The sequence below is a fragment of the Galenea microaerophila genome (assembly GCF_054657255.1).
On the sequence record NZ_BAAHWZ010000002.1, the window covers coordinates 114263 to 140055 of the forward strand.

At 47.4% G+C, this 25793-nt stretch carries 22 protein-coding genes and 1 pseudogene; 10 read left to right on the forward strand and 13 right to left on the reverse strand.

All coding sequences use genetic code 11. The features are described 5' to 3' along the window. Positions 1 to 5: 5 nt before the first annotated feature. From ACYQ05_RS05900 to ACYQ05_RS05920, 5 genes and pseudogenes are all read right to left on the reverse strand, one after another. Positions 6 to 449, reverse strand: coding sequence for a hypothetical protein (locus ACYQ05_RS05900; RefSeq protein ID WP_459819251.1), 444 nt, complete (start codon positions 447 to 449; stop codon positions 6 to 8). 27 nt (positions 450 to 476) lie between these two features. Beyond that, the gene (locus tag ACYQ05_RS05905) at positions 477 to 1385 is read right to left on the reverse strand and encodes a Tim44 domain-containing protein (RefSeq protein WP_459819252.1); all 909 of its coding nucleotides are present in this window, start codon (positions 1383 to 1385) and stop codon (positions 477 to 479) included. A gap of 168 nt (positions 1386 to 1553) precedes the next feature. Continuing rightward, positions 1554 to 2564: a 5'-nucleotidase gene (locus ACYQ05_RS05910; protein ID WP_459819254.1), complete on the reverse strand. Its 1011-nt coding sequence runs from the start codon at positions 2562 to 2564 to the stop codon at positions 1554 to 1556. Positions 2565 to 2688: 124 nt separating this feature from the next. After that, positions 2689 to 2781 (reverse strand): annotated as a pseudogene (locus ACYQ05_RS05915) (IS3 family transposase); the annotation flags it as partial. A gap of 177 nt (positions 2782 to 2958) precedes the next feature. Beyond that, positions 2959 to 3546, reverse strand: coding sequence for a class I SAM-dependent methyltransferase (locus tag ACYQ05_RS05920; RefSeq protein WP_459819256.1), 588 nt, complete (start codon positions 3544 to 3546; stop codon positions 2959 to 2961). A 307-nt stretch (positions 3547 to 3853) separates the two neighbouring features. On the opposite strand from ACYQ05_RS05920, the gene rep reads away from it, so the two are divergent. Further along, positions 3854 to 5890 carry a DNA helicase Rep gene (rep, locus tag ACYQ05_RS05925; protein ID WP_459819259.1) on the forward strand — a complete coding sequence of 679 codons (2037 nt, stop codon included), beginning with the start codon at positions 3854 to 3856 and terminating at the stop codon, positions 5888 to 5890. Between the two features lie 55 nt (positions 5891 to 5945). On the opposite strand, the gene ACYQ05_RS05930 is transcribed toward rep, so the two are convergent. The 4 genes from ACYQ05_RS05930 to dprA all read right to left on the reverse strand — a co-directional run bounded on the left by ACYQ05_RS05930 (position 5946) and on the right by dprA (position 12147). Beyond that, positions 5946 to 6638 carry an SPOR domain-containing protein gene (locus ACYQ05_RS05930; RefSeq protein WP_459819261.1) on the reverse strand — a complete coding sequence of 231 codons (693 nt, stop codon included), beginning with the start codon at positions 6636 to 6638 and terminating at the stop codon, positions 5946 to 5948. After that, entirely contained in the window at positions 6639 to 8396 is a 1758-nt protein-coding gene (gene argS / locus ACYQ05_RS05935; protein WP_459819263.1) for an arginine--tRNA ligase, read from the reverse strand. A 75-nt stretch (positions 8397 to 8471) separates the two neighbouring features. Next, positions 8472 to 10925, reverse strand: coding sequence for a type I DNA topoisomerase (topA, locus tag ACYQ05_RS05940; protein WP_459819265.1), 2454 nt, complete (start codon positions 10923 to 10925; stop codon positions 8472 to 8474). Positions 10926 to 11001: 76 nt separating this feature from the next. Then, complete coding sequence (dprA, locus tag ACYQ05_RS05945) at positions 11002 to 12147, reverse strand: DNA-processing protein DprA (RefSeq protein WP_459819267.1); 1146 nt, start codon at positions 12145 to 12147, stop codon at positions 11002 to 11004. A 50-nt stretch (positions 12148 to 12197) separates the two neighbouring features. Between dprA and def the strand changes: the two genes are divergently transcribed. The 9 genes from def (at position 12198) to ACYQ05_RS05990 (ending at position 22699) form a co-directional block, all read left to right on the forward strand. Beyond that, complete coding sequence (gene def / locus ACYQ05_RS05950; protein WP_459819269.1) at positions 12198 to 12716, forward strand: peptide deformylase; 519 nt, start codon at positions 12198 to 12200, stop codon at positions 12714 to 12716. Beyond that, entirely contained in the window at positions 12713 to 13696 is a 984-nt protein-coding gene (fmt, locus tag ACYQ05_RS05955; protein ID WP_459819271.1) for a methionyl-tRNA formyltransferase, read from the forward strand. The genes def and fmt overlap by 4 nt, the downstream gene beginning before the upstream one ends. After that, a complete protein-coding gene (gene rsmB / locus ACYQ05_RS05960; protein WP_459819273.1) occupies positions 13693 to 15024 on the forward strand; it encodes a 16S rRNA (cytosine(967)-C(5))-methyltransferase RsmB in 1332 nt (443 codons plus the stop codon). The genes fmt and rsmB overlap by 4 nt, the downstream gene beginning before the upstream one ends. Next, positions 15021 to 15674 carry a DUF4390 domain-containing protein gene (locus ACYQ05_RS05965; RefSeq protein WP_459819274.1) on the forward strand — a complete coding sequence of 218 codons (654 nt, stop codon included), beginning with the start codon at positions 15021 to 15023 and terminating at the stop codon, positions 15672 to 15674. Before rsmB ends, ACYQ05_RS05965 begins: the two co-directional genes overlap by 4 nt. After that, on the forward strand, positions 15671 to 17848 hold the full coding sequence (locus ACYQ05_RS05970; RefSeq protein WP_459819275.1) for a sensor histidine kinase: 2178 nt from the start codon (positions 15671 to 15673) through the stop codon (positions 17846 to 17848). The genes ACYQ05_RS05965 and ACYQ05_RS05970 overlap by 4 nt, the downstream gene beginning before the upstream one ends. A gap of 16 nt (positions 17849 to 17864) precedes the next feature. Further along, the gene (locus tag ACYQ05_RS05975) at positions 17865 to 19175 is read left to right on the forward strand and encodes a sigma-54-dependent transcriptional regulator (RefSeq protein WP_459819277.1); all 1311 of its coding nucleotides are present in this window, start codon (positions 17865 to 17867) and stop codon (positions 19173 to 19175) included. A gap of 76 nt (positions 19176 to 19251) precedes the next feature. Next, positions 19252 to 20664, forward strand: a complete 1413-nt coding sequence (gene trkA / locus ACYQ05_RS05980) for a Trk system potassium transporter TrkA (RefSeq protein WP_459819278.1) — start codon at positions 19252 to 19254, stop codon at positions 20662 to 20664. Position 20665: 1 nt separating this feature from the next. Beyond that, the gene (locus ACYQ05_RS05985) at positions 20666 to 22117 is read left to right on the forward strand and encodes a TrkH family potassium uptake protein (RefSeq protein WP_459820076.1); all 1452 of its coding nucleotides are present in this window, start codon (positions 20666 to 20668) and stop codon (positions 22115 to 22117) included. After that, positions 22118 to 22699: a class I SAM-dependent methyltransferase gene (locus ACYQ05_RS05990; RefSeq protein WP_459819280.1), complete on the forward strand. Its 582-nt coding sequence runs from the start codon at positions 22118 to 22120 to the stop codon at positions 22697 to 22699. It begins immediately after the preceding gene. Positions 22700 to 22702: 3 nt separating this feature from the next. Here the strand turns inward: ACYQ05_RS05990 and ACYQ05_RS05995 are convergent, their stop codons facing one another. Genes ACYQ05_RS05995 through ACYQ05_RS06010 form a run of 4 tightly spaced genes read right to left on the reverse strand, consistent with a single transcriptional unit; the run spans position 22703 to position 25759 of the window. Further along, positions 22703 to 23110, reverse strand: coding sequence for a hypothetical protein (locus ACYQ05_RS05995; protein WP_459819282.1), 408 nt, complete (start codon positions 23108 to 23110; stop codon positions 22703 to 22705). Further along, positions 23107 to 24048 (reverse strand): PilZ domain-containing protein, encoded by a 942-nt coding sequence (locus tag ACYQ05_RS06000; protein ID WP_459819284.1) that lies wholly within the window; start codon positions 24046 to 24048, stop codon positions 23107 to 23109. The genes ACYQ05_RS05995 and ACYQ05_RS06000 overlap by 4 nt, the downstream gene beginning before the upstream one ends. After that, positions 24045 to 24956 (reverse strand): lysophospholipid acyltransferase family protein, encoded by a 912-nt coding sequence (locus ACYQ05_RS06005; protein ID WP_459819286.1) that lies wholly within the window; start codon positions 24954 to 24956, stop codon positions 24045 to 24047. The genes ACYQ05_RS06000 and ACYQ05_RS06005 overlap by 4 nt, the downstream gene beginning before the upstream one ends. After that, the gene (locus ACYQ05_RS06010; protein ID WP_459819288.1) at positions 24953 to 25759 is read right to left on the reverse strand and encodes a tRNA 2-thiocytidine biosynthesis TtcA family protein; all 807 of its coding nucleotides are present in this window, start codon (positions 25757 to 25759) and stop codon (positions 24953 to 24955) included. Before ACYQ05_RS06010 ends, ACYQ05_RS06005 begins: the two co-directional genes overlap by 4 nt. Positions 25760 to 25793: the final 34 nt, after the last annotated feature.

Below are 25793 nucleotides of genomic sequence, written 5' to 3' on the forward strand. Positions count from 1 at the left end.
TATTCCTATAAATCACGAAAAGTTTTTTCATCCATGGGCTGCGCTTTACCTTCCGGTTTATCCGCAAACACTTGGATTTTTAACAGACGAATATTACCCGGTCTCACATAGTCATGAATCATCTGCCGCATGCCAACTGGTGAGTTACGATTAATATAAAAATACAAGTTTTTATAGATACATTTATTGTCCGGATCTGACGCCAAGGGCGTCAAACGCCCTTCCCCACGGATCTTGACATCTTCATAGGTCACAATAAAAACTTTATGATAATAGGTGGCGCTCAACGGCTTTTCAAAACAGATTTCCAACACCCGGTCAAAATTGCCCGAGCCTCTATCTTGATTCACAATCGCTGCAGAAGTGATCTGTACCTTCTCTTTGGAGCACCCACTGCTTAACATGATAAAAGGCAAGATGAATAACCAAACGAGAGCTGTACGTTTCATTGTCTTCTCCTTAGGGAAAGCCTCGCTTCAATGGCCCGGCTGAATCCCAATAATTTCCCAATTACCCGACCCATCCACAGGTCGACGCAAATGCCAGATTTCATTAAAAGCATGAAGCTTGCCATCTTCCTTAATAAAGCCACTAAAACGTACACTGACAATAAAGTCATCGCCTTCAACCGCCATGTCCGCAATTTCTGCATCCAATGTATCCACTTCAGTATGATTGACCCCTGGCTGCACATGACTTTTGAGCTCAGCAAACAATTCTGGTGAACAGTAAGACTCAATTTCCGCCAAGTCTCCTTGATCCCACGCTTTTTGTACCTCTACAAAATTGTGCTTCGCTGCTTCTAAGAAGCTTTTTTCATCAAACCAGCTTGGCGCCACGGAGACAGGTTCCGTATTGTCTGAAAGCGCTGATCCAATGATACTTCCCCCTTCGGCACCAGCCGTATGACGATTCTGTTCAGGTATTTGCGCTTGAAAAGATTGGGGTTTCGCCGCTGCGGGTTGTGAGGTCGGCGCCATGGAGTCCGCTTGACCGGTCTCTGTCGCAAGGCGACGACGACTGGCAAACAATTTAAATAACAAAAAGGCGATTAAACCAAAAATTAAGATATCCATAAACTGAATGCCTTGGAAGCCATCTCCAAATAACATAGAAGCCAATAAACCACCGGCCACTAAACCGGCTAAAGGGCCCAACCAGCGTGAAGCCCCCGAAGGCTGTCCAGCGGTTTTTCCACCTTGAGCAGCAGGCTTTGTCGCTTGTGGCGTCGTGTTAGATTTTGGCGCTGTCCCATAACGCTTAGGCGCGACTTGCTTGTTATAGCCATAACTTTTACCCATTCCGAATCGTTTAGCTTCTGCAGTCTGGATTGTCAAACCCAAAGTCATCACACTGAGCATTAAATAGGTTAAAAATTTTTTCATAATCCATCCTTTCTGATTTGTTTGCTCTCTGGTAACCATTTTACACATTCACCAGGCTAAGGCCATGAAAAAACCTCTAATTTGTAACCCTCCACTTTAACCGATCTTAAAAATGGGGGAATTACAATGGTAGCTTTCGTCACAGAAAATTTTATAAACAGACATTTTTTAACCTTCCTTCTCTGCATTTTTCTCGACAAATTTCACTTCTGTTGATTTCGGTGGTAAAGATCTGAGCTTTGAATTTGAAGCGTAAGGTACTTTTGCAGATGCTATGTGCTTTGAGGTTGTTTCTAAGTGAGTGTCTTGGTCGTCAAAGAAAATATGTGCCTTGAAAGCTCGTAATATTTTCGACTTTTCCAGACCTCCCAAAAAGAATACTTCATCTACATAAACACCCCATTCACGCAAGGTTTTAATAACCCTCATCTCCGCTGGAGCATTTCGTGCAGTGACAATCGCAATCCTGACTGGAGAGTATTCAATACTGAAAGGTAAACGTTCTTGCAAACGAGCTAATTTTCTTAGTAATGTTGCATAAGGCCCTTCTGGCATTGGCACATCCTGTTGTGAATCTTCATGATCATAAAAACCATCTATACCTTCCGATTTATAGATAAATTCACTACTATCATCGAACACTACTGCATCACCATCAAATGCGATGCGGACTTGTCCTTCAGGAATTTTTTCAATTTCTTTTGGCGGTTCTTTAACTAGTGCGGCTGCACAGACTTTTGAATCAATTACCTTTTGTGCATCGGATTCTGAAGTGGTCAAGAATAAGTCGACATCAAATGCTTCCAAATACTGTGTAACTGATTCTCCACCCGTAAATGCATGTCTAGTAATAGGGAGTTCACGGGAACGAATATTATTCAAAACCTGAATGCCTGTTTCTGGACTATTACGGGACATTACGACCACTTCAACAAGCGGACTACTCTTGTCCCCTCCTTTATATTCATTCAATTCCAATAATGCCTTAACCAAAGGCATTCCAGTACCATCTTTAAGAGGTTGATTTTCACGTTCTAGCATAAATTCACGATACTTTTTGATAGCCGTATCTCTATTTTCTTCTAACTGAGCTCTAAAAAAAGCATCTGCTTCACTTAAATCAAATAAAGCTGTTGAAGAGATACCAATCACTAACGTATCAGATAAATCTAAAGGCATTTTTATTTTCCTAATGTTTTAGTTTTATGTTCTAGTCAACCAAAATCGAACACTTTACTCGTTAAATTATCTTTAGCAACGCCACCTCTGAGCTCATATCACCTAGTATGGAATGTATTCTTCGTTAGTTGTAATAACGGATATAACCATCAACGTCTGACTTCATTCCTTGTCGTTCAAGGTGACTCACGTTATTCAAGCATTCATGTTTCAAACTGCCGAAAAACGTTCGACCACGGCGTTATTCCAACAGGCACCTTTGCTGCTTATTGGACTTTGAAGGCCGTATCTTCTATGCAATTTTCGAAACACTTTTGAAGCTGTACGGCTTCACTCCTGTATTTGATAAACATTATCTTACAAGAGCGTCCGAAATATTGAACCACAATACTTTTTAACAATGCTCCTTAATGGTTCTAGATATGGTGTAATCCTTCCCCTGCTTAACTTTTTCATAGTTGCCAAACACTTCCATAAAATTGCGTTTCATATATTGACGCAAGCCATTAATGGTGACCACCACAAACTGTCCTCCAGGCTGAAGCTGATTGTGGACGTCGTGCAACAAAATACTCAACATCTCTTTCCCCACCTTAGCGGGAATATTGGATACCACGGTGGTAAATTTCTGGTCTGTGGGCACGCGACTTAACCCGTTGGACAGATAGGCTTGAGCATTTGACAGCCCATTGATCTGCGCATTTTTATTGGCATAATCCACGGCGACAAAATCCTTATCCACCATATGCACCTTGCCTTCTGGAGCATTGGCGGCAATCGTTAAACCGATAGGCCCATAGCCACAACCAATATCCAACGCCACTTCATCCGGCTGAATCTGTAGATGCTTCAGCAATAAATGCGTCCCTGCATCAATATTACGCGGACTAAACAATCCCCAAGTGGTATGAAATGTGAGTGGATGCCCCATCAATGTCTCTTGGAACACAATATCCTGTTTTAACTGTTCTATGGATGACATAAAATGCTTACCTTTTTTCGAGACCGCCATTTTACTGTAAATGACATACAACCTCAGTTTTTTGCTTTCAAAAACGCAATCTCCGCGGGTTCAGTTAAATTTAAGAGACCTTTGCATGAGTGGGATGCGAGCTAAAAATGAGAGAAAATTTTCCATATCTAGGCGGGAAACGCAGGCAATAGCCAGCTATTGCCAAGTTTTCCAACAACGATTTGGGAAATTTTAGCCATTTTTAGCCGTAGAACCATCTCATGCAAAGGTCTCTTTCAGTATAATTCCCTCTCGTTCCAACCTTAAACGATTGTTCATGCATACCCTAAATAAACGCCAACTTCAAGCAGTCAAACATGTGCATAGCCCTTGCTTGGTCTTAGCAGGCGCCGGCTCAGGCAAAACGCGCGTGATCACCGAAAAGATTGCCTACCTGATTCGTCACCAACACATTCCAGCGCGCAATATCTATGCGGTCACCTTTACCAATAAATCCGCCAAAGAGATGAAAGAGCGGGTCAGCAAACTCTTAAAGGATGATCCTTCTAAAGGGCTTAATGTCTCCACTTTTCACACCCTTGGCCTCAATATTATCCGTCAAGAATACAAAGCCTTGGGCTATAAAGCCAACTTCTCTATTATGGATGTGCAAGATACGGCGCAGATCTTAAAAGAGCTGATGAAAAAGAATCAGCTGGATCCGGATGAACTGGAAGGGGTGCAGTGGGAGATTTCAGCTTGGAAAAACCAACACATCTCGCCCGAAGTCGCGATCGAAACAGCAGAAGATGCGCTGCAACGCGCCCATGCAGTGCTTTATGGTTATTATCAAAAACAGCTCCATGCCTATAATGCGGTCGATTTCGATGACTTAATCGGCCTGCCGGTGCGCCTGTTTCATGAGCAGCCCGAGATTTTACATAAATGGAAAAACCGGGTGCGCTATCTGCTGGTGGATGAGTACCAAGATACCAATGCGGCTCAATATCAGCTGGTTAAACAGCTGGTCGGTAAAGAGGCGCGCTTTACCGTGGTGGGGGATGATGACCAATCAATCTATGCTTGGCGCGGAGCGCAGCCGGAGAACTTAGCCTTATTAAAACAGGATTTTCCAAATTTAGAAGTGATTAAACTGGAGCAGAATTACCGTTCAAGTAATCGCATCCTCTCTGCAGCCAATGCCTTAATTGCACACAATCCCCATGTATTTGAGAAAAAACTATGGTCTGAAATGGGCATGGGCGAACCAATTCGTATTTTAGCCTGTGAAGATGAGCAACAGGAGGCCGAACGCGTTGTCTCTGAATTGATCGTTAGCAAATTTAAATATCAAAATCAGTTCCGAGACTATGCCATTCTCTACCGTGGCAATCATCAATCCCGCCTGATTGAACGCGCCCTACGAGAGCAGAATATTCCCTATACGATCTCTGGCGGCCAGAGCTTTTTTGACTATGCAGAAGTTAAAGATGTGCTGAGCTATCTCAAATTAATTGTTAATCCTGATGATGATGCCGCTTTTTTACGCATTGTGAACACGCCTAGACGTGAAATCGGCGCTGCCACTTTAGAAAAGCTTGCCGGTTTTGCCACTGAACGCGGTATCAGCCTATTTGCCGCCACCCAACAATTTAGTCTCATGAATGTCTTGGATGAGAAAGCCCTTAGGCGCGTACAGCGTTTTGGGGAGGTGCTGCTAGACTGGGTCAAAACAGCAGACACCCTGGAGGGTGAAGAGGTTATCCACTTTATCCGTCAACTGTTGGAAACCATTGAGTATGACAATTGGCTGCATGAGACCGCCAGCAATGCAAAAACCGCAGAGCGACGCATTGAAAATGTGCGCGACCTGTTACTATGGATAGAACGCATTCTGCAAAAGGCACAAGAAGAAGATGGCGAAGCCCTTAAACTGGATAAAATTGTCTCTCATATGACCTTAATGGACATTCTAGAGCGCAATGAATCGGAAAAAGCCCATAACCAAGTCAGCCTAATGACCCTACATGCCTCAAAAGGGCTGGAGTTTCCTCATGTTTTTTTAATTGGCATGGAGGAAGAGCTGCTACCGCATAAACAGAATCTGGAATCCCCAGGCCTGGAAGAAGAGCGCCGCCTTGCCTATGTGGGCATTACCCGCGCGCAAAAATCCCTCACCCTCACCTATGCGAAAAAACGCCGGAAATATGGCGAAGATACTCCCTGTGAGCCAAGCCGTTTTTTAGAAGAGCTACCAGAAGAGGTAATTCAATGGGAAGGTAAGCCTGGTGTTGAGCTGTCCGTAGAAGAGCAGAAAGAGGTGGGGAATGCTCATCTTGCCAATCTTAAAGCCATGCTTGCCAAAGGCGATTAAGAGACCTTTTCCCGAGAGGCGCCCACAAAGGTCTCTACCCTTTTAAAGCCCCTATTTAATCGGATGCATTCTCTGAAGCTTCAACCTTCGGTTTAAGCATTTTCGGGGCACGAATCAACAATGTATCCACCCCAACATCCCGCAGCTGATTACGCACCTTATTCAACTGCAAGCGATCAAAAAAAGGGCCTAATCGTAATCGGTAGTAAGTACGTGTTTTGCCCTGCAGACTGGAAAGTTGCGTTTCAAACCCCAACCTCTTTAAACGCGCCTGCTCTTTTTGCGCCAATTCCAGTGCAGCAAAAGAGCCTGCTTGAATATAGTAAGGTTGTGGCAGCTTCACCGGCAAGGGTTCCGCCTCCACCACCACTTCTGTCTTGGCCAACCCCTGATAAAAAGTGTAATCCACCTTTTGCGTTTTTTCCGGTTTTGGAACGGGCACCGCCTGAATCACTGAAGCGGCAGATTGTGTTGGCTCATTGCTGGGCACTGAGATAATTGATGTTTTAACGGAGGATTCGGTGGATTTTTCTACATCCTTTTCCGCGCCCTTCACTTTCTCACCACGGACACCGGCATGCACGAAATGCGAGACAATCAAATAACCCGCAAACAGCAGCAATCCCATAACCACCATCGCCAATAGCAACTGACGACTGCTTAACCCTTCCGACTGTTGCGCTCGCTGCTGCGACTGGCGCTGAAAGGTCGGTTTTTTGCCAACGCCATAGCGATAATCACGCGCCAATTACATCTTCTCCGGTGCTGAAACGCCAATAATCGCCAATCCATTTTTCAACACTTGCTGCACCGCTGTAATCAACGTCAAACGTGCTTGGCGCAAAGTCTCTTCTTCCACTAAGAACTGGCTCGAATTGTAATAACTGTGCAAAGCGTGGGCCAATTCTTTCAGATAGTAAGCAATCTGATGCGGCTCGCGCGCTTTGGCGGCTCGTGCCACAATTTCTGGATAACGACTTAACAGCGTTGCAATCTCGGCTTCAGCCGCTTCTTCAAGCACATGCAAATGTTGCAAGCCTTGTGTCAAATCAACACTCATGCCACGCTCTTTTGCCTGCTCCATGACGCGGCTTATCCGTGCATGGGCATATTGAATATAGTAAACGGGGTTTTCATTTGACTTCGATTTCGCTAAATCGAGGTCAAAATCCATATGTTGTTCTGATTTACGCTGCACATAGAAGAAACGTGCCGCATCCGTCCCCACCTCTTCTCGCAACTCTCTTAAGGTGACAAACTGCCCTGAACGGGTGGACATGGCCAACTTCTCACCGCCACGATACAGCACAGCAAACTGTACCAGAAGCACTTCTAAAGCATCAGGATTGGCATCCATCGCAGCCATCGCCGCTTTGACGCGTGGGACATAACCATGGTGATCAGAGCCCCAGACATCAATCAAAATTTCATGGCCGCGCATCAACTTATTCAGATGATAGGCGATATCCGAAGCAAAATAGGTCTTCACTCCATTGTCTCGTACCACCACGCGGTCTTTTTCATCGCCATAATCGGTAGAGCGGAACCATAGGGCACCATTTTGTTCATAAATTTTTCCAGCCTGTTGCAACTTTTCAATCGCCGCATCGATGACGCCACTGTCCATGAGCGAACGCTCTGAGAACCAGGTGTCAAAGCGCACGCCAAATGCCGCCAAATCTTCGCGAATGTCGCCCAAAATTGCATTTAAAGCCGTATCGAATACCAAACGATACTGTTCCGGCGTGAGCAGATGTTTGGCCTTCTCAATCACCGCATCGATATAAACCTCTTTATCCCCTTGCGGCGCATCTTCCGGCAAACCGGCAAACACTTCTATTGCCGGTTTTTGCAGCTGCACGCCTTCTGCTTGCTTCACCTGCTCGGCAATCTCAAACACATAGTCGCCTTGATAGCCATTAGCAGGGAAAACAATCTCTTCGCCACACAGTTCGAGATAACGCAACCAAACGGAGACAGCCAAAATATCCATCTGCCGTCCCGCATCATTAACATAATATTCACGTTCCACTTCATAACCTGCGATTGAAAGGAGATGACTCAAACTGTCACCATAGGCTGCACCGCGTCCATGTCCCACATGGAGCGGACCGGTGGGATTTGCGGACACAAACTCAACCAGCACCGAGCGTCCTTGACCCACATTACAGCGACCAAAGTCCGATTTTTGTTCCAAGATTTGGGGCACGACTGCAAACTTGGCATCTTCCTGTACAAAGAAGTTAATAAAACCCGGACCGGCAATGTCTACTTTTTTAATGCCCCCTTCCAGTGGGATCAGCGGCACTATTTTTTCGGCTAGCGCACGCGGGGGCATCCCAGCCGCCTTCGATAGCATCATTGCTAAATTGGTGGCAAAATCTCCATGACTTTTATCACGGGTATTTTCGACAACAATTCGAGGCTGCGCCGTCTCTGGAATCACTGCCTCGGCTTTTAACTGCACCACCACTTCGGTCAAAATCTGCTGTATCTGCTCTTTCATTGGGCTCTCTTTCTTTCCGTGCTCAAAAGTCGATATTTTAAACGCTCGCGCAAAAAATTAATCAAAAATCCCGCTTCAGGACTCTTTTTTTGCCGTCCTTTTTGTCGTTGTCGTCTTTTTGGTTGATCGTTTTTTAGGTGCGGCTTTTTTTGTGGTCGTTTTTTTCGCCCCACGACCTCTGCGTTTGGGTTCGGGGGCCTCTTCCAACCGTTTTTGACACGCTTCTAACGTGAATTGCAACGGATCTTCATCTTTGGCAATTTTAGCGTTCTTTTTCGTACTGGTATCGGTAATATAAGGTCCCCAACGCCCCTTGAGGATTTTGACCTCTGTGCCCGGGAAAGTTTTAATGATCTTATCCGCTTCTGCTTGAATCTTAGTTTTGACCACATCCACCGCTTCATCCAGCGTAATGCTCAAAGGGTCATAACCTTTAATCGGCGCATATTTTTTCGAACCATACTCCAAATAGGGTCCAAAAGGCCCTTGCTTGGCGATCAACTTTTGCCCTTTTTCCACCTTAAACTCGGTGCCATCTACTGCCGTCGCCGAAAAATCCTCTGGCATTTCGCCCACTTCACGTGGCAACTTAAACAGCTCCAACGCATCCTCGAGGGTTAAGGTATCCATCTTTTGACCCGGTTTTAGACTGGCAAAGGTCGGTTTTTCCTCATTTTCACCATCCCCCAGCTGCACATAGGGGCCAAAACGACCAATTTTGACAAACATCGGTTTGCCGGTTTTTGGGTCATTGCCCAAAGCGCGCGATTGTCCAGCTTCTTCTCGCGACACATTTTCGGCGGCTTCTACTTTAGGGTGGAATTGCTGATAGAAGGCTTGCAACATCTCTTGCCATGACTCTTGGCCTTGGGCAATCAGGTCAAACTCTTCTTCCACATGTGCGGTAAATTGATAATCTAAAATGTCTCCAAAATGTTTCACCAAAAAATCGGTCACAATACCGGCTATCTCTGTGGGGAACAGTTTATTTTTTTCACTGCCCGCCATTTCTTCAAGAGTCTCTGCTTGAATCGTGCCGTCGGCGTTCAATTGCAATTGACGATAAGCTCGAGGCTGCCCTTCACGGTCCTCTTTGACCACATAACCACGCTGCTGAATGGTGTCAATCGTCGGTGCATAGGTCGAAGGACGACCGATGCCCATCTCTTCCAAAGTGCGCACCAAGCTGGCCTCATTGTAACGTGCAGGTGCCCGTGAGAAGCTTTGACGCACCGTCAACTCTCCCAACTTCAACGCCTGCCCAACCTGCATTGGCGGTAATAGGCTGTCATCCTCTTTCTTATCCAGATTGTATACTTTTAAAAACCCTTCAAAAGTCACCACTTCCCCTTTGGCGGTCAACTTCTCATCGGGCAAAGTACTTAATTGAATTTCAGCGGTGGTGCGTTTCAGTTGCGCATCTGCCATTTGTGAAGCAATGGCGCGTCGCCAAATCAGCTGATACAAACGCTGTTCATTGCGCTCGCCACTGACCGACTCTACCGAGAAATCAGTAGGGCGAATCGCCTCATGCGCCTCTTGCGCGCCCGCATTTTTGGTTTTAAAACGTCGCGTCTGACTGAATTTTGCCCCATAATTGCTTTTGACCACCTGTTCGGCTTGCGCAATCGCCTGTTCAGACAGGTTGACTGAGTCGGTACGCATATAGGTAATTTTCCCTGACTCATAAAGGCGCTGCGCAATCATCATCGTCTGTTTCACCGAAAAGCCAAGTTTGGAAGCGGCTTCCTGCTGCAAAGTGGAGGTGGTAAAAGGCGGCTTAGGACTGCGTTTGGCCGGTTTCTCTTCTAAACTGGCGACCTGTAATTCAGCCGTAGCGGCGGCTTCTAAAAAGGCTTGCGCTTCAGCTTCTGTTTTAAACGCCGCCGTGCGTTTTACCTCAACCGCATCCACCACTTCACCCGAAGCATCCAACAGATCGAGGCTGCCTTGCAAGCGGTAAACCGAATCCGCTTCAAAGGCTTCAATTTCTCGTTCACGCTCCACAATCAGACGCACCGCCACCGACTGCACCCGTCCAGCTGATAAACCGGTGCGAATCTTTTTCCATAAAATCGGCGACAATTCAAAACCGACAATGCGGTCTAAAATGCGTCGCGCCTGCTGAGCATCCACCAAATCCATATCTACAGTGCGTGGCTCGGCGACTGCTTTCTCAATCGCCGGTTGGGTAATTTCATGAAATACAATGCGTTTGGTGGTCTGAATATCGAGTTTTAAGGCTTCCGCTAGGTGCCAAGCGATGGCTTCCCCTTCGCGGTCCTCATCCGTCGCCAGCCAAACGGATTGTGCAGTTTTCGCCAATTTACGCAGCTCTGCCACCACTTTTTTCTTATCGGGCGAAATCTCATAATGCGGCTGAAAACCGTGCTCAATATCAATCCCCATCCCTTTTTTCACAATGTCTCGAATGTGGCCGTAGCTGGAACGAACGGTAAAATCCTTCCCTAAAAATTTCTCTATCGTCTTCGCCTTGGCAGGGGACTCCACAATCACTAAATTTGTCATAAACGACTCTTTATCTCCATAAATTTTATTTGGGCTCTTTTATAAGAATGGGGAATTTTTCAGCAGATTGCAAGTTTTATTTCAATCGCCGCCATCGCCCCCCAGAGAGCGATTCAATCACGCCTTCTAGTTCTAACAACATCAATTGCGCCTGAATCTCAGAAGCTGGCATTTTACTCAAAACCACCAGTTCATCTAAACTGATCGGTTCATACTCAATATATCTCATCAGTTTTGCACCGGCTTCATTGGCAGAGGCGTCAAAGAGTGTGGTTTGCGCGGGATTGCTCTCCTGATTTAAAGCGGGCTGTAAGCTCAGCTCAATAAGCGCAGTCAACTCCTCTAACACCTCCTGTCCGGTCTCCACCAATTTGGCGCCTTGCTTAATCAGCTGATGGCAACCTTTCGCTTGTGGATTATTAATCGAACCGGGCACCGCAAACACCTCTCGCCCTTGCTCCATCGCTGTTTTCGCGGTAATTAAAGAGCCGCTTTTAAGGGTCGCTTCTACCACCAGCGTACCCACGCTTAAACCACTAATAATGCGGTTGCGGCGTGGGAAGTGAAAGGCGTCTGGACGCGCGCCCAGTGGAAATTCCGTCACCAATGCGCCTTGCTCCGCAATTTGGTGCGCCAAGGCGCGATTGGATGCAGGGTAAATACGGTCAATGCCTGTTCCCATCACCGCAAGGGTGCTGCCAATACCTTGTAACGCCCCGCGATGGGCTGCCGTATCAATGCCACTGGCTAAGCCACTGGTAATGGTCAGCCCTTGTTGTGAAAGGTGGCTGGAAAAATCCTCTGCCACTTGCATCCCCAATTTTGAGGCATGTCGTGAACCTACAATTGCCAGCTGCGGATCTGACAATAAAGCGACCTGACCTTTGACATAGAGCAGAATCGGTGCATCGTCGATTTCTCTTAATAAGGGTGGATAGTGAGCATCCGCCAGCGTCACAATATGTTGAAGATCTGCCTGCTGCCAGGCCAAAATCTGTTGCACTTTTTCCGTCACCGTCTTGGCAAAAAGCATTTCCATCTGTTTAGGACGTAAAATATGCGCTTGCGCCCACTCATTTTCAGTCGCTTGCAGCCCGGCTTGCAAGCTGCCAAAGTGATTTTGAATTTTCAACAACTGCTCTGCAGAGACATAGGCGAGATGATAAGGGAGCCAAATTTCCAAATTTTGCGCTTCAGATGACAACGGTTCAGATTTTTGCATGGAGGTTCGCTATAATAAAAACATAAATATATTAAAAGTATAACGGAATTATGGAAAAACTCGATATTGTTCTTTACCCTGAAGAGGGGTTGCGCCAAGTCTGCGCCCCCGTCCCTGAAATGACCGATGAATTAGATAAACTGATAGATGAGATGTTTTACACCATGTATGACGCCCCCGGCATCGGTTTAGCAGCCCCTCAAGTGGCCGTACAACAGCGATTGATTGTGGTGGATGTGTCTGAAAGCAAAGACCAACCGATCGCTTTATTAAACCCAGTCGTGGTTGACAGCAAAGGGGAAATTGAATGGGAAGAGGGCTGTTTATCCATTCCTGGTGCTTATGGCAAGGTAAAGCGCCCCAGTGAGATTTTGGTTCGCGGCATGGATCGCGATGGCAAAACAGTGGAGTTTGAAGCGCAAGACCTACTCGCCGTCTGCATTCAGCATGAAATTGACCACCTCAATGGCAAGCTCTTTATTGACCATCTCTCCGGCCTTAAGCGCCGACGTGCCATTCAGCAGTTTAAAAAACATCTCGCGGAAAAAGAGGTGGAAGCATCTCGATGAGAATTATATTTGCCGGCACCCCCGACTTTTCGGTCGCGCCACTGGAAGCCCTGATTGCTGCCGGTCATGAAATCGTGGCCGTTTATACCCAACCGGATCGACCCGCCGGTCGTGGGCGTAAGCTCACACCGAGCCCTGTCAAACAAGCGGCCTTGGCGCATCAACTGCCGGTTTTTCAACCAGAAAACTTTAAAAGCGATGACGCCATTCACACACTCAAAGCGCATCAAGCGGACATCATGGTGGTCGTCGCCTATGGATTAATCTTGCCCAAAGCCATTTTAGAAACTCCCACCTATGGCTGCCTCAATATTCACGCCTCACTGCTGCCACGCTGGCGCGGCGCAGCGCCCATTCAACGTGCAATTGAAGCCGGTGATGCCGAAACTGGCGTGACCATTATGCAGATGGCAGAGGGCTTGGACACGGGAGATATGCGTTACCAGGTATCGACCCCCATTCACCCCACAGACACGGCACAAACCCTGCATGATCGCTTAAGCCAACTGGGTGCCGAAGCGATTGTCACCGTGCTCAAGGATTTAGACGCCTTTCCCCCAGCGCCACAAGATGAGTCGCTCGCTACCTATGCACACAAATTGCATAAAGCCGAAGCCGAACTGGACTGGACGTTACCCGCGCAAATCTTGCAACGCAAAATACAAGCCTTTAATCCTTGGCCGGTCGCCTTTACCCACCTTGAAGACAAACCATTACGCATTTGGCAGGCACAAATTGCAGAGGCTGAAAAAAGGGACGAAAATGTGCCAGAATCCCCAGTCCTGCCTCCTGGAACGCTCTTAAGGGTGTCAAAAACCGGTATTGATGTGCAAACCGGCGCAGGGGTATTGCGTCTTTTGCAAGTACAACCCAGTGGGAAAAAGGCGATGTCCGCTTATGATTTTGCCCAAGCACGCGCTTTAGAAGGGGTGCAGTTGGGACAAAACCCCAAAGATCCACACGAAGATCCAAACAAATGAGTTCAGCCACTCAAGCCCCAAACACCCGCTTTGTCGCCCTGCGTATTCTACAAGCGGTATTGGACAATGGACGCTCATTGAGCCAAGCCCTCCCCGAAGGTTTAGCGCAATTTCAAGACGCGAGAGAGCGTGCTTTTGCACAAAACTTGGTGATTGGCACCCTGCGCTGGCAAATTCGGCTGCAAGCGATTGTGAACCAATTGGTCAAAAAGCCGTTTAAAGCCAAAGATCAAGATATTGCACGCTTAATTCAATTAGGGCTATATCAAATTCTTTACCTTAAGGTGCCTGAACATGCCGCAGTAGGCGAAACAGTAGCCTTAACCTCAAAGTTGCGAAAAGGTTGGGCAAAAGGGGTGGTGAATGGCATCCTACGCAACTTTATTCGCAACCAGGACACGATTTTGGCGGAAGTGGATCTGAAACCGGCACAAAAATATGCGCATCCGCAATGGCTATTTAAAAAACTGCGTAAAGCCTATCCTGAGCATTGGACAGAGATCCTGCAGGCCAATAACCAAGAGCCGCCTCTGTTTTTGCGTGTCAATCCATTGGTACAGAGTCGCGCAGACTTTTTACATAAGCTGCAAGCAGAAGGGATAGCCGCTGAACCTCATCCCTATAGTCCGCAAGCCGTCAAGCTCCAACAAGGGCGAGACATTACCCAGCTGCCAACCTATGAGAGCGGCGGGTTTAGTGTGCAAGATGTAGCTGCCCAACAAGCGGCTTTGCTGCTTAATCCACAGCCTGGCGAACGCATTTTAGACGCCTGCGCTGCGCCGGGCGGCAAAACCACCCATCTGCAAGAGTTGGCGCAAAACCAAGCCGAACTGACCGCCCTAGAGGTCGCTCCAGAACGACTCGAACGCTTAAGTGAGAATCTGTATCGCCTCGGCTTAGAGGCTACAGTGAAACAAGGCGATGCGGCACACCCTGAATCCTGGTGGGATGGCCAATGTTTTGACAAAATCCTACTAGACGCCCCCTGTTCTGCCACTGGGATTATTCGTCGCCATCCCGACATTAAACACCACCGCACCGCTGAAGATATTGATCACTTAACCCAATTACAAGCCGAAATTCTCAAGACGCAATGGTCACTCCTTAAACCGGGCGGGCAGCTCCTATATGCCACCTGCTCCATCCTCCCAGAAGAAAATGGCCAACAGTTCGCTCAGTTTTTAACGGAAACTGAAGATGCAGAATGCGTACCGCTCCAAACCCCTTGGGGACAAGACTTTAATTTACCTGGCAAGCAAATTTTGCCTGGAGAAGCGGAAATGGATGGGTTTTACTACTGTCTGCTGCAAAAGAGGGCAACCCCATGATGCGCACGGTACAAGCCTCCCCCTACGACCCTGCCTTCTGGCCGATTATGTGGCTGCATAGGTGGCTGCTTGGGTTGATTTTTGCCTGTTTCAGTGCGCCAAGCTTGGCACAATCCCCTTCTCACGATCTTAACGCTCCATCTATCTCTATCTACCGTCTACAACCCATCATTGAACAAGACACTCTCTACCTGAATGCGCAAACCCACTTTAAACTCCCCCAACGCGTTGAACAAGCAGTGCTGCATGAAATCCCGCTGAATTTTGTCATTCAATTAGAGGTGCGTTCACGCAAAAGCTTGCTTGGCCTGGACTTTAGCGACACCCTTTATCAACTGCAGTATCAGACCACACTGAGCTACTACAACTTTAACCAAAAGTTTATTTTGCTCAATCAGCGCAATAAAAAGGTCAAACTGTTTGACTCCCTGCAACAGGCCTTAGAAACACTCGGCACCTTTGAACACTTTGCGGTGATGCCGATGGATCAATTCACGACAACGCAACCGACAGAAGTTCGACTGCGCATTTACCTTGATCGCTGGCAGCTGCCCGCCCCGCTTGCCCTAGAAGCCCTCTACCTGAGTGATTGGTCGCTTGACAGCGGGTGGGTGAGCCGTTCAATTGACTTACCCCTCGAAGGCTTATGAACTTTCGCTCTCCATTTATTAAACAATATGGCTGGTTGATCTTACTGTCCGCTCTGTTGGTGATGGCCTTGATCTTTATGAGCCAAATCCTGCAGAATGCTTCTCAATTTGCGCAGATGTATCTGCCTCTGCTGGGGTTCACCCTCGTCGGCATCTTAATCTTAGTTGCCTTGCTCGTGCGCACCCTCTATTCGCTCTATCGTCACTACCGCAACCGTTCGGTCGGTATTAAATTAACACTACGCCTCACCGGTTATGTCACGCTACTGGTCGGGATCCCGATTCTGATTATCTATTTCTTTGCCCTGAATTTTATCCAGCAAGGCATTGATCAATGGTTTGATGTCAAAACCGAAAAAGCGCTTAATGAAGCCGTCAAACTGGTACAGGCGAACCTGGCCGATAAAATGCGCGATAAACTCTATCAAACTGAGACACTTGCAGAAGAAAAACGCCAGTCACTGCTTCAGCTGCCCGCAGACACGCTCAATAGTCTCTTAAATAGTTTAAATGCACAAAGTATCGCGCTCTACAAATCGAGTGGTCAACTGGTCGCCTTCAGCAGCCAAGCCAGTCAGGCCAGCGCCCCGATTCTGCCCCCCAAACCAGAAGAGAGCGCCTTTCAGCAAGCTCGAAACGGACACGCCTATGCCAATATCAAAACCATTCCTGGCGGCACCAATGCCCAATCGGTGATTGAAGTTCTCATTCCACTGAAAGGCGAAACCCCGCAAACACAGTATGCACTGCATGCGATCTTTTCTATTCCTGATACGCTCACACAACTGGCCAATACCGTTCAGCGCGCGGCCTCACAATATAATGAACTCTCCTATCTACAAGCCCCATTAAAAAACAGTTTTACCCTGGTGCTTTCACTATTGGTACTGTTGGCGCTGGTCACTTCTATCTTGCTCACCTTACAAGCGGTGCAAAACTTTACCCGCCCGATTCGTACCTTAGCGCGCGGAACCCGTTCAGTCGCCAAAGGTGATTACAGCCTAAAAATGCCCAGTGATCGCGATGATGAACTGGGTCAACTGATCCACTCTTTTAATGAGATGATTCAAAAAATTAACCGTGCCCGAAATGAACTCAAATTCAGTCACCAGCAGACGGAAGTACAAAAACTCTACCTACAAGCCATTATCAAAAACCTCAGCAGTGGCGTACTGACGCTTGATGCACATCGAAATTTGAGAACCACCAACCAAAAACTGGATGAAATCTTAAACTTTGACAGCACACGCCATCTGGGGAAACCCCTTGAAATGCTTCTACAAGATGCAAATAGTACGCATTTAACTCCTCTTATCCAAGAGATTGAAACGCTTTTTCAACAGCAGGGGACATGGCATAAACAGCTGCAATTTAACTGTAAGAAAGGAGAAAAAACGCTGTTACTGCACGGCTCTACGCTCCCCAGCTTAGATCAAGCCACAGGGGGCTATGTGGTGGTGATTGATGATGTCACCGAATTGGTGCAAGCGCAACGGCATGCCGCATGGAGTGACGTCGCTCGACGCCTTGCCCATGAAATCAAAAATCCGCTCACCCCCATCCAGCTCTCGGCCGAACGCTTAGACTATAAACTGGCCAATAAGCTTTCAGAAGCGGATGCACAGCTCCTTCATCGCTTGACACACACCATTATCGAACAGGTGCATGCCATGCAGGATCTGGTACAAGCCTTTACCGAATACGCCAATACCCCCGCTCTGCAACTGCAACCCCTTTCTGTACATAAAACCTTAAACAGTATTGTTGAAATGTACACTTCCAATAAAACCCCCTGGACCATTGTGACCCACTTTGCAGACACGCCGCTTACCATTCAAGCCGATCCCCACCGACTGCGTCAGCTCTTTCACAACCTGTTTAAAAATGCACTAGAGGCACTTAAAGACCAACCCGATCCACAAATCACCCTCACCACCTCCTTGGAAGGCGATTCAGTGCGCATCACTTTTTGCGATAATGGTCCAGGCATTGCAGAAGAGGCCATTAACTGGATTTTTGAACCCTATGCAACCGATAAACCCAAAGGCACCGGTCTCGGATTAGCCGTTGTCAAAAAAGTGGTGGAAGAGCATCATGGAAACATTTCCATTGAAACGCCTGAAGACCAAGGCGTGTGCTTTGTGCTCATCTTTCCCAGTGTAAGCGAATCCTAATAAGAGTATTATCACTATGCAAAAACCTAAGATCTTGATCATTGACGATGAAAAAGACATTCGTTCCCTGATGGAAGAGATTTTCAATGAAGAGGGTTATGAGATCCATACAGCCGCCAATGGCGCTCAAGGCATCAAACTCTGGGAAAAGGTATTACCCAATCTGGTCTTTTTAGATGTCTGGATGCCAGATATGGATGGCGTGACCCTGTTGAAACAGATGAAGGTACAAGCGGGCACCCAGCAAAGCGAAGTGATTATGATGTCAGGGCATGGCACGATTGAAACCGCTATTGAAGCCACACGCCATGGGGCTTATGATTTTTTGGAAAAACCGCTGTCATTAGCCAAGTTGCTGGTCACCGCTGAACGCGCTTTAGAGCATCAACAACTGCATGAAGAGAATAGCCAACTTAAACAGAAAGCGCCGCCGCAATTTCTTCCCATTGGCCACAGCAAAGCAATGCAATCGCTCAGAGAGACCATTCAACGCGTTGCACAATACCGTATGCCGCTCTATATTTATGGCGAGCACGGCGTCGGTAAACACCACTTAGCAGAGGCCATTCATCTCAGCGGTCACGCCTCCACACATCGTCTTCGTTTTATCAGCGCTGAAGATCTCAATGCCCTGTCTGAATCTGCAAACCTTGAATCTTCGCTTTTAGAGCGGGTGACCAACTTAAATCAAGGCACGCTGGTCATTTCAGAGATTGAAACCTTACGCCCAGAGATACAAAAAGCTTTAGAACCGCTGCTCTTTGCTGCTGAACAGCCACTCGATGTGCGCTTAATTGCCTTAAGCCATCAACCCATTGATGCCTTTAATCAAAATCCCGGCATACGCAGTGAATGGCAAAAACGGCTAAGTGTTATGCCGATTCATATTCCACCCTTACGCACCCATACTGAAGATATTCCAGAGCTGATCAATCATTTTGTTGACTACTTTGTCACCAAAGAGGGCTTAAATTATCGAGCGTTTGATCTCAGTGCGCAAAACCGCATGCGTCAATATGCTTGGCCAGGCAACTTACGTGAAATGCAAAATGTCATTCAACGACTGCTCATTTTAGGCGATCAAGAAGCCATCACTGAAGCGGAAGTCATCCCGCTATTGGCACCGGAAATGCCAGATTTGGGGGTGGTGGACACTTCCGTTACTTTGAAAAAAGGCAGAGAACAATTTGAGTGCGCCTACTTGCTGCAACTGCTCAGAGAAACAGGGGGGAATATTACTGAAACCGCCAAGCGCTCCGGTATGGATCGAACCAATCTTTATCGAAAATTTAAAAGCTTAAATATTGACCCCAAAAATCTTCAATGAAATCTCTTTTTTCCGGAAAAAAATAGGCGTAGAATGATCCAATTAAACCCAAAATAAGTATTTGAGACAAGCCTCCATGAATATTGTCATCTTAGGTGCCGGACAGGTCGGCACCTCTCTTGCAGAACTACTCTCTGTCAATAATAACGATGTCACCGTCGTAGATCTTGATGGCGCGCAACTGCAGCGACTCCAAGACCGATTAGACATTCGCACCGTTCAAGGCCATGCGTCTCATCCCGATATCTTGGCGCAATCCGGCTTAGAAGAAGCCGATATGCTGATTGCCGCCACGCAAAATGATGAGACCAATATTATCGCCTGCCAATTTGCCCATGTGCTTTATAAAACAGAGACCAAAATTGCACGCGTCCGCAGCCCCGCCTATCTCGAACGGCCTGAACTGTTTAACCGAGAGCTCAATTTAGATGCCATACCGATTGATGTCTTGATCAGCCCAGAAGTGTTGATGAAAAACTATATTCTACAGCTCATTGCTTATCCTGGCTCTCTGCAAGTCGTGGACTTCGCCGATGGAAAAGTGCGGCTGGTCGCTTTTCGTGCTTACGCTGGGGGCGTACTCGTTGGCAAACAGATTAAAGAGATTAAACACTATCTGCCCAAAGGGGTGGAAACCCGTATCGTCGCTATCTACCGCCGTGATAGTGTGGTCATGCCCACGGGAGATGTCACCATTAAAGCGGGCGATGAAGTTTTCTTTTTAGCCAAACCTGAACATATTCCCATCATTATTGAAGAGCTACGCCATAAAAAAACCAAACCCTCTCGTCACATTATTATTGCCGGCGGGGGCAATATCGGCTTCAGTCTCGCGAAAGAGCTGGAAGCCGATCACAATGTCAAAGTGATTGAACACAATATCCAACGTGCACGCGTGATTGCCGAATCTTTAGAAAATTCCATTGTCGTGCAAGGGGATGTCTCAGACAAAAGCCTGTTAATTGAAGAGAATATGGACGAGGCCGATCTCTATATTGCGGTGACCAATAAGGATGAAACCAATATTATCTCCAGTATGATGGCGAAAAAACTCGGCGCCACCCGTGTGATCTCGCTGGTGAATAACCAGAACTATGTAGAGCTGACCCAATTAAACAGCATTGATGTCGCCATCTCCGCAGACCAAATCACCACCAGTCACCTGCTGCACTATCTACATGAGGGAGATACCGTCAAAGCCTTTACTTTGCGCCGCGGTGCGGCTGAAGCGATTGAGATTATTGCTCACGGCAGTGAAAACACCTCTCGAGTCATCGGCAAACGCATTGGTGACATTCCCTGGCCAAACAATATCACGGTTGGGTGCATTATTCGAGACGACGAGGTGATGATGGCACATCGTGACACGGTGATTGAAGCGGGAGACCACCTCATTCTCTTCCTGACCGATCGTAAAAGCGCGGATGAGGTCACCGAACTATTCGACCCAGAACACGCCAAACCCAAATGGACACAGTGGTTTAAATAAGATGCACCTTAAACTGATTCAAAAAATTTTAGGACTGCTGCTGATGCTGTTCAGCATCACCTTGCTTCCGCCCGTTATTGTCGCATACATTTACCATAATGGCGGACTAACCGCTTTTATCACCGTCATGATGGTGCTTTTTAGCTTAGGGTTGCTACTCTGGTATCCAGTGCATAACTATGTCCAAGAATTAAAGGTACGCGACGGTTTCTTTATTGTCGTCATGTTCTGGACCGTTTTGGGCTTTATGGGGGCCATTCCCTTTTATCTTGACCCCAGTATTGTGATTTCACCCACCGATGCCATTTTTGAATCTTTTTCTGGCCTGACCACCACCGGCGCCACGGTCCTCACTGGCTTAGACAATCTGCCTCATAGCTTTCTCTGGTATCGTCAACAGCTCCAATGGATGGGGGGGTTGGGGATTATCGTCTTAGCGGTTGCCATCCTCCCCATGCTGGGCATCGGCGGCATGCAGCTCTATAAAGCGGAAACGCCCGGTCCGGTCAAAGATGCCAAACTGGCCCCTCGTATCTCTGAAACTGCCAAAGCCTTATGGTATATCTATCTCGGCCTCACCTTGGCCTGCGCCTTGGGCTATCGCTGGGCCGGCATGCCTTGGTTTGATGCCTTGGCGCACAGCTTTTCCACCGTCGCGATTGGTGGCTTCTCCACTCATGATGCCAGCCTCGGCTATTTCAATAATCCCCAAGTTGATGCGATTGCCATTCTCTTTATGTATCTGGCGGGGATTAACTTTGCGCTCCATTTCACCGCCTGGCGACATTTGAGTTTTTCTCCTTACCGCCTAGACCCCGAAGCGCGCACCTATAGTTTGTTATTACTCGGAGCGACCTTCGTGGTAACCGCCTACCTCTACTTTAACCAAGTTTATCCCACCTGGGGTGAAGCCTTGCGATACGGCGCCTTTCAAACGGTCTCCATCGCCACCACCACCGGTTTTGCCACCGCAGATTTTGCGCATTGGCCCGCTTTTGTGCCCATGTTTTTAATTATGCTCAGTTTTATCGGTGCCAGTGCAGGGTCAACCGGTGGGGGGATGAAGGTGATTCGTGCCTTGCTCATTTGGAAACAAGGGGTGCGTGAAATTAGTCAACTGCTGCATCCAAATGCCATTCTCACAGTGCGTCTCAATGGAAAAGCTGTGCCCCCTCGAGTTATTAATGCCGTTTGGGGCTTCTTCTCTCTTTATGTGATCAGCGTTGGCACCCTCACCCTTATTTTAATGGCCTTGGGATTGGATCAAGTCACCGCCTTTTCGGCTGTCGCCGCGATGCTCAATAACCTAGGGCCTGGTTTAGGTCAAGTGGCTGCCAATTTCCAACAAGTCAGTGATCCTGTCAAATGGGTTCTGACCTTTACCATGTTGCTGGGTCGACTTGAAATCTTTACACTATTGGTGCTCTTTGCCCCCGCTTTCTGGAGACGCTAAATGCCAACTGCACATAAATGGGATCGCAAATATCAAACGCAACTGGAAAAAAACGATCCAAATGCCAAAATCCCCAGTCCTGCCTGGGTGCTCAAGCAGCATGCGGAATTTTTACCCTTAAAGGGGAAAGGGTTGGACTTGGCCTGTGGCTTAGGCGGCAATGCACTGTTTATGGCGCGTTGTGGTTTAAAGGTCGAAGCATGGGATATTTCAGAAGTTGCGCTAACCCATCTGAATAATATCGCCGCTGTACAAAAACTCCCCATTAAAGCGGTGATTACCGATTTTGAACAGATGCTCTTCCCTTTTCAACAATTTGATGTCATTGTGGTCAGCCGCTATCTGCATCGAGCACTTTTTCCACAAATAGAGCAAGCCCTCAAGCCTAATGGGGTGCTCTTTTACCAGACTTTTTTAGCGCCAGTGCAGCCCAATGCGCCGCAAAACCCGGACTTTTATCTACAAAGCGGCGAACTGCCCCAAGCTTTTGCAAAACTGACCACTCAAGTGTATGGCGAAGGTTGGCTGATAGATGAAGACGCTCTCGCCCACCGCTATGCCTGGTGGGTAGGCAAAAAGTAGCGGCTATTGTTGTTGATATAAGGCCAGTAACTGTTTAAACCACTGACTAAAAAAGGGCGTTTCTCTTTCAGCATGCGCCGCGATCTCTCCCATTTTGAGCTCTGCTTCTGGATAAAGGCGGCTGTAAGCTTTAAAAGCCAAATTCAGTATAAATTTTTGGTACTGTTTAGGGTATTGCCGATTAGGATGAAACATTGTTAAGCGCGTTAGCAAAACCGAATGAATCACCTGCTGCCAATGGTCTGCGGGCAGAGAATACGACTGCTGTAATTGCAAAGTCGGTCCATTAAAAAAAATATCCACTAAATCCACCAGCTCAAACTGGTTGATCAAATAGGCTGCCGCCGGACGATCTTTGTGCGGCAAGGCATTCATAAACCCCACTTCCCCTATCTCTTCAACACCAATCAAGCAAACACCTCCACTGCAGATTGCAACTCAAACAGCTCCATCTCTGTACGCAACGCGATCTGTTGCGCTTGTGTTGGAAACTCAAAATTGACCGCGATTCGCTCTTTCCCTTCTTTAGGCATTGACTTCTGCATTACCACTCTGCCTTCAAATTCCAACACTCCTATTCTGGGAAAATAGAGCTTTAGATTCACATGAGAAAGTGGCGGAAAACGCTTTGGCATCATCAATGCCATGCCCCCAGTACTGATATTCACCATCTGTTCCTGCCACTTCTTAGGTGGTCGTTCCCATTGCAGATCCAACATCATCTCCCGCCAAGCCCGATAATATAAGTTCTGATAATCGACTAGCTTAATTAAAGCCTCTTTAAGCGGGGTATACTGAGCGCTATTAGAGTTATTAGAATGTAAAGACGCCATACTCTGATCGATCTTAAAATCGCTGGGTAAACAGGCTGTTATTTTACTCGAAGAGGCTTTATGTAAAACGCGGTAGACCGCTTGTAGCATCTGTTTATTTTTATCTTCAATCTGTTTGAACAGTTCGTAGGTTCGCGGTGCGAGTTCAAAAATCGTTTGTAGACGGTCAAATCCTTGAAAGAAACTTTTAAATTTATGAAGATTTTGCGCTTGGCAAAGGGGATGCTCGCCTAAGGCGATCAAGCGTGTTAATTCACCAAAAAATTCAATTTGCGCCATCGCTTCAAAAAAAAGCGCCTGCATTAAATCTTGATGCGCTTGAATCTGGTCGATATGCTCTTTGAGTAACTGACGACAATTTCGCATCTCCACCTCAACAGAGGGCGGAAAATAATCGATTCCCCAATGAAAAATCGGCTTTCCTTGCGGTCGTTCTTTAGGCAAAACCAACAGCTTGATTGGCATATCTATACGGTGAAAACGCCGTCGATTGCCTTGTTGATACCAGACGCTCATTTGCCCCTCTCTTTTCGGTAAATATCGGCCACTCCCATAGGTGGGTGGCGAAAGCGTTTATATTCCCACTGATATTGCGCTGGAAATTGTCGCACCAACTGCGCGACCCCCAAGTTTAGCGCACTTGCCGCTTTGATTTCATCCCGATCAGCCAGACCTTCTGGCGCCGCTTGCCAAACTGGTTGAAACCCTTGCCCTTTGCGCAAACGCTTTAGACTTAAAAACAGCACTTCACAGTCCGTTTTTTGTATCAATTTAGAAACCAGTGTCATGGTACGTGCAGGATGCCCAAAAAAAGGCGCATAGACACTGCCGACTTCGCCGGGATCCTGGTCGGGTAAAATCCCTACAAATTCGCCCCGTTTCAAAGCGCGCGTCAGAGCCATCACCCCCTTGACATTGGTTGGTACCAAATTCGCACCTGCGCGGGAACGCACCCTTACCATAAAATCCTCTATCTCCGCTAAGTCAGGGGGACGATAAAGATAAGTGATCTTCTCAATCGGTGCCAAATAGGCCGCTATCGCTTCCCAACACCCTAAATGCGGCATCAACACAATCACCCCTTTCCCTTTTTGCCGTGCCGCTTCAAATAAGGCCTCATTTTGCGGCGGATGAATCCAGCTTTGCACCGTCTCTAATGGTTTTAGCCACACCGGCCCCAACTCCGCCGCGGTTTTCCCTAGCTCGATTAGACTTTGTCGCACCAGCTGTCTTCTCTCTTGCTGAGTGAGCTCTGGAAAAGCGACCTCTAAGTTAATGCGGGTCACTCTTTTCGGGCTACACCACGCTTCTGGTAGCAAAGCCAGCCCCCCACCGATAACCGCTCCAACGGTATGCGCTTGCCGTAAACTCAGCTTGCTTAAGCCTTTAAAAAAACCGATCAGCAGCTTCGCTTGCACGCTCATTTTTCTGGCTTGGCTCCCACATCTAAAAACGCGCCTTGATGATTGTCATCCGCAATCAAAGGCTGCATGGCGTGCCACAAATTGGCATAAAGATGCGAATTACGCTGCTCTTCCGTCAATAATAGCTGTTTCATATGCGCACGCGCCTGCGGTTTTTCATAGCAGGCGGGACAGTTATCCGGAATCACCGGCAGCTCCGCCGCTTGCGCAAAATCCCGTGTTTGATTCTCCCGCACGCGCACCAGTGGCCGAATAATGCGAATATCCCCCTCATTATTTAGATAGTGCGCTTTCATCGTGCGTAGCTCGCCTGCATGAAAAGCACTCATTAAAAAACTCTCTGCCAAATCATCCAAATGCTGTGCCAAGGCCAACACATTGTAACCTTCTCGACGACAGACTGTATACAGTTTACCGCGCTTTTGCCGCGCACAAAAACTGCAAAAAGAATTTCCTTTCATATGCTTATCTGCCAAAGCAACCAAATCTTCCGACTCATAAAAATAGGGAATCTCCAGCTTCTCCACCCAAGCTTTTAAGGGAGAAGGATCAAAGCCGGGAATTTCTGGATCAATGGTACAGGCGGCGAGGTCAAATTTAACCGGACTGTGGCGCTGTAGATGCTTCAACACGACTAAAAGTGTTAAAGAGTCCTTGCCGCCCGACAAACCCAATAAAATGCGATCGCCGGGTTGAATCATCTGAAATTGTGCAATCGCCCTCCCGACTGGCTTTAAAATCGCCTTCGGGGGCTGAATCCAATTTTTTCGTTTCTCTTTTTTTGTCAATATAGATTCACTCATGCTCTCTCTCTTTGCCTCAACGGCTGCACCATCG

Bases quoted from the DNA above. Each gene is read 5' to 3' on its own strand.
- ACYQ05_RS05900 (WP_459819251.1), bottom strand. From the start codon at position 449: ATGAAACGTACAGCTCTCGTTTGGTTATTCATCTTGCCTTTTATCATG.
- ACYQ05_RS05905 (WP_459819252.1), bottom strand. From the start codon at position 1,385: ATGAAAAAATTTTTAACCTATTTAATGCTCAGTGTGATGACTTTGGGT.
- ACYQ05_RS05910 (WP_459819254.1), bottom strand. From the start codon at position 2,564: ATGCCTTTAGATTTATCTGATACGTTAGTGATTGGTATCTCTTCAACA.
- ACYQ05_RS05920 (WP_459819256.1), bottom strand. From the start codon at position 3,546: ATGTCATCCATAGAACAGTTAAAACAGGATATTGTGTTCCAAGAGACA.
- rep (WP_459819259.1), top strand. From the start codon at position 3,854: ATGCATACCCTAAATAAACGCCAACTTCAAGCAGTCAAACATGTGCAT.
- argS (WP_459819263.1), bottom strand. From the start codon at position 8,396: ATGAAAGAGCAGATACAGCAGATTTTGACCGAAGTGGTGGTGCAGTTA.
- topA (WP_459819265.1), bottom strand. From the start codon at position 10,925: ATGACAAATTTAGTGATTGTGGAGTCCCCTGCCAAGGCGAAGACGATA.
- dprA (WP_459819267.1), bottom strand. From the start codon at position 12,147: ATGCAAAAATCTGAACCGTTGTCATCTGAAGCGCAAAATTTGGAAATT.
- def (WP_459819269.1), top strand. From the start codon at position 12,198: ATGGAAAAACTCGATATTGTTCTTTACCCTGAAGAGGGGTTGCGCCAA.
- fmt (WP_459819271.1), top strand. From the start codon at position 12,713: ATGAGAATTATATTTGCCGGCACCCCCGACTTTTCGGTCGCGCCACTG.
- rsmB (WP_459819273.1), top strand. From the start codon at position 13,693: ATGAGTTCAGCCACTCAAGCCCCAAACACCCGCTTTGTCGCCCTGCGT.
- ACYQ05_RS05965 (WP_459819274.1), top strand. From the start codon at position 15,021: ATGATGCGCACGGTACAAGCCTCCCCCTACGACCCTGCCTTCTGGCCG.
- ACYQ05_RS05970 (WP_459819275.1), top strand. From the start codon at position 15,671: ATGAACTTTCGCTCTCCATTTATTAAACAATATGGCTGGTTGATCTTA.
- ACYQ05_RS05975 (WP_459819277.1), top strand. From the start codon at position 17,865: ATGCAAAAACCTAAGATCTTGATCATTGACGATGAAAAAGACATTCGT.
- trkA (WP_459819278.1), top strand. From the start codon at position 19,252: ATGAATATTGTCATCTTAGGTGCCGGACAGGTCGGCACCTCTCTTGCA.
- ACYQ05_RS05985 (WP_459820076.1), top strand. From the start codon at position 20,666: ATGCACCTTAAACTGATTCAAAAAATTTTAGGACTGCTGCTGATGCTG.
- ACYQ05_RS05990 (WP_459819280.1), top strand. From the start codon at position 22,118: ATGCCAACTGCACATAAATGGGATCGCAAATATCAAACGCAACTGGAA.
- ACYQ05_RS06000 (WP_459819284.1), bottom strand. From the start codon at position 24,048: ATGAGCGTCTGGTATCAACAAGGCAATCGACGGCGTTTTCACCGTATA.
- ACYQ05_RS06005 (WP_459819286.1), bottom strand. From the start codon at position 24,956: ATGAGCGTGCAAGCGAAGCTGCTGATCGGTTTTTTTAAAGGCTTAAGC.
- ACYQ05_RS06010 (WP_459819288.1), bottom strand. From the start codon at position 25,759: ATGAGTGAATCTATATTGACAAAAAAAGAGAAACGAAAAAATTGGATT.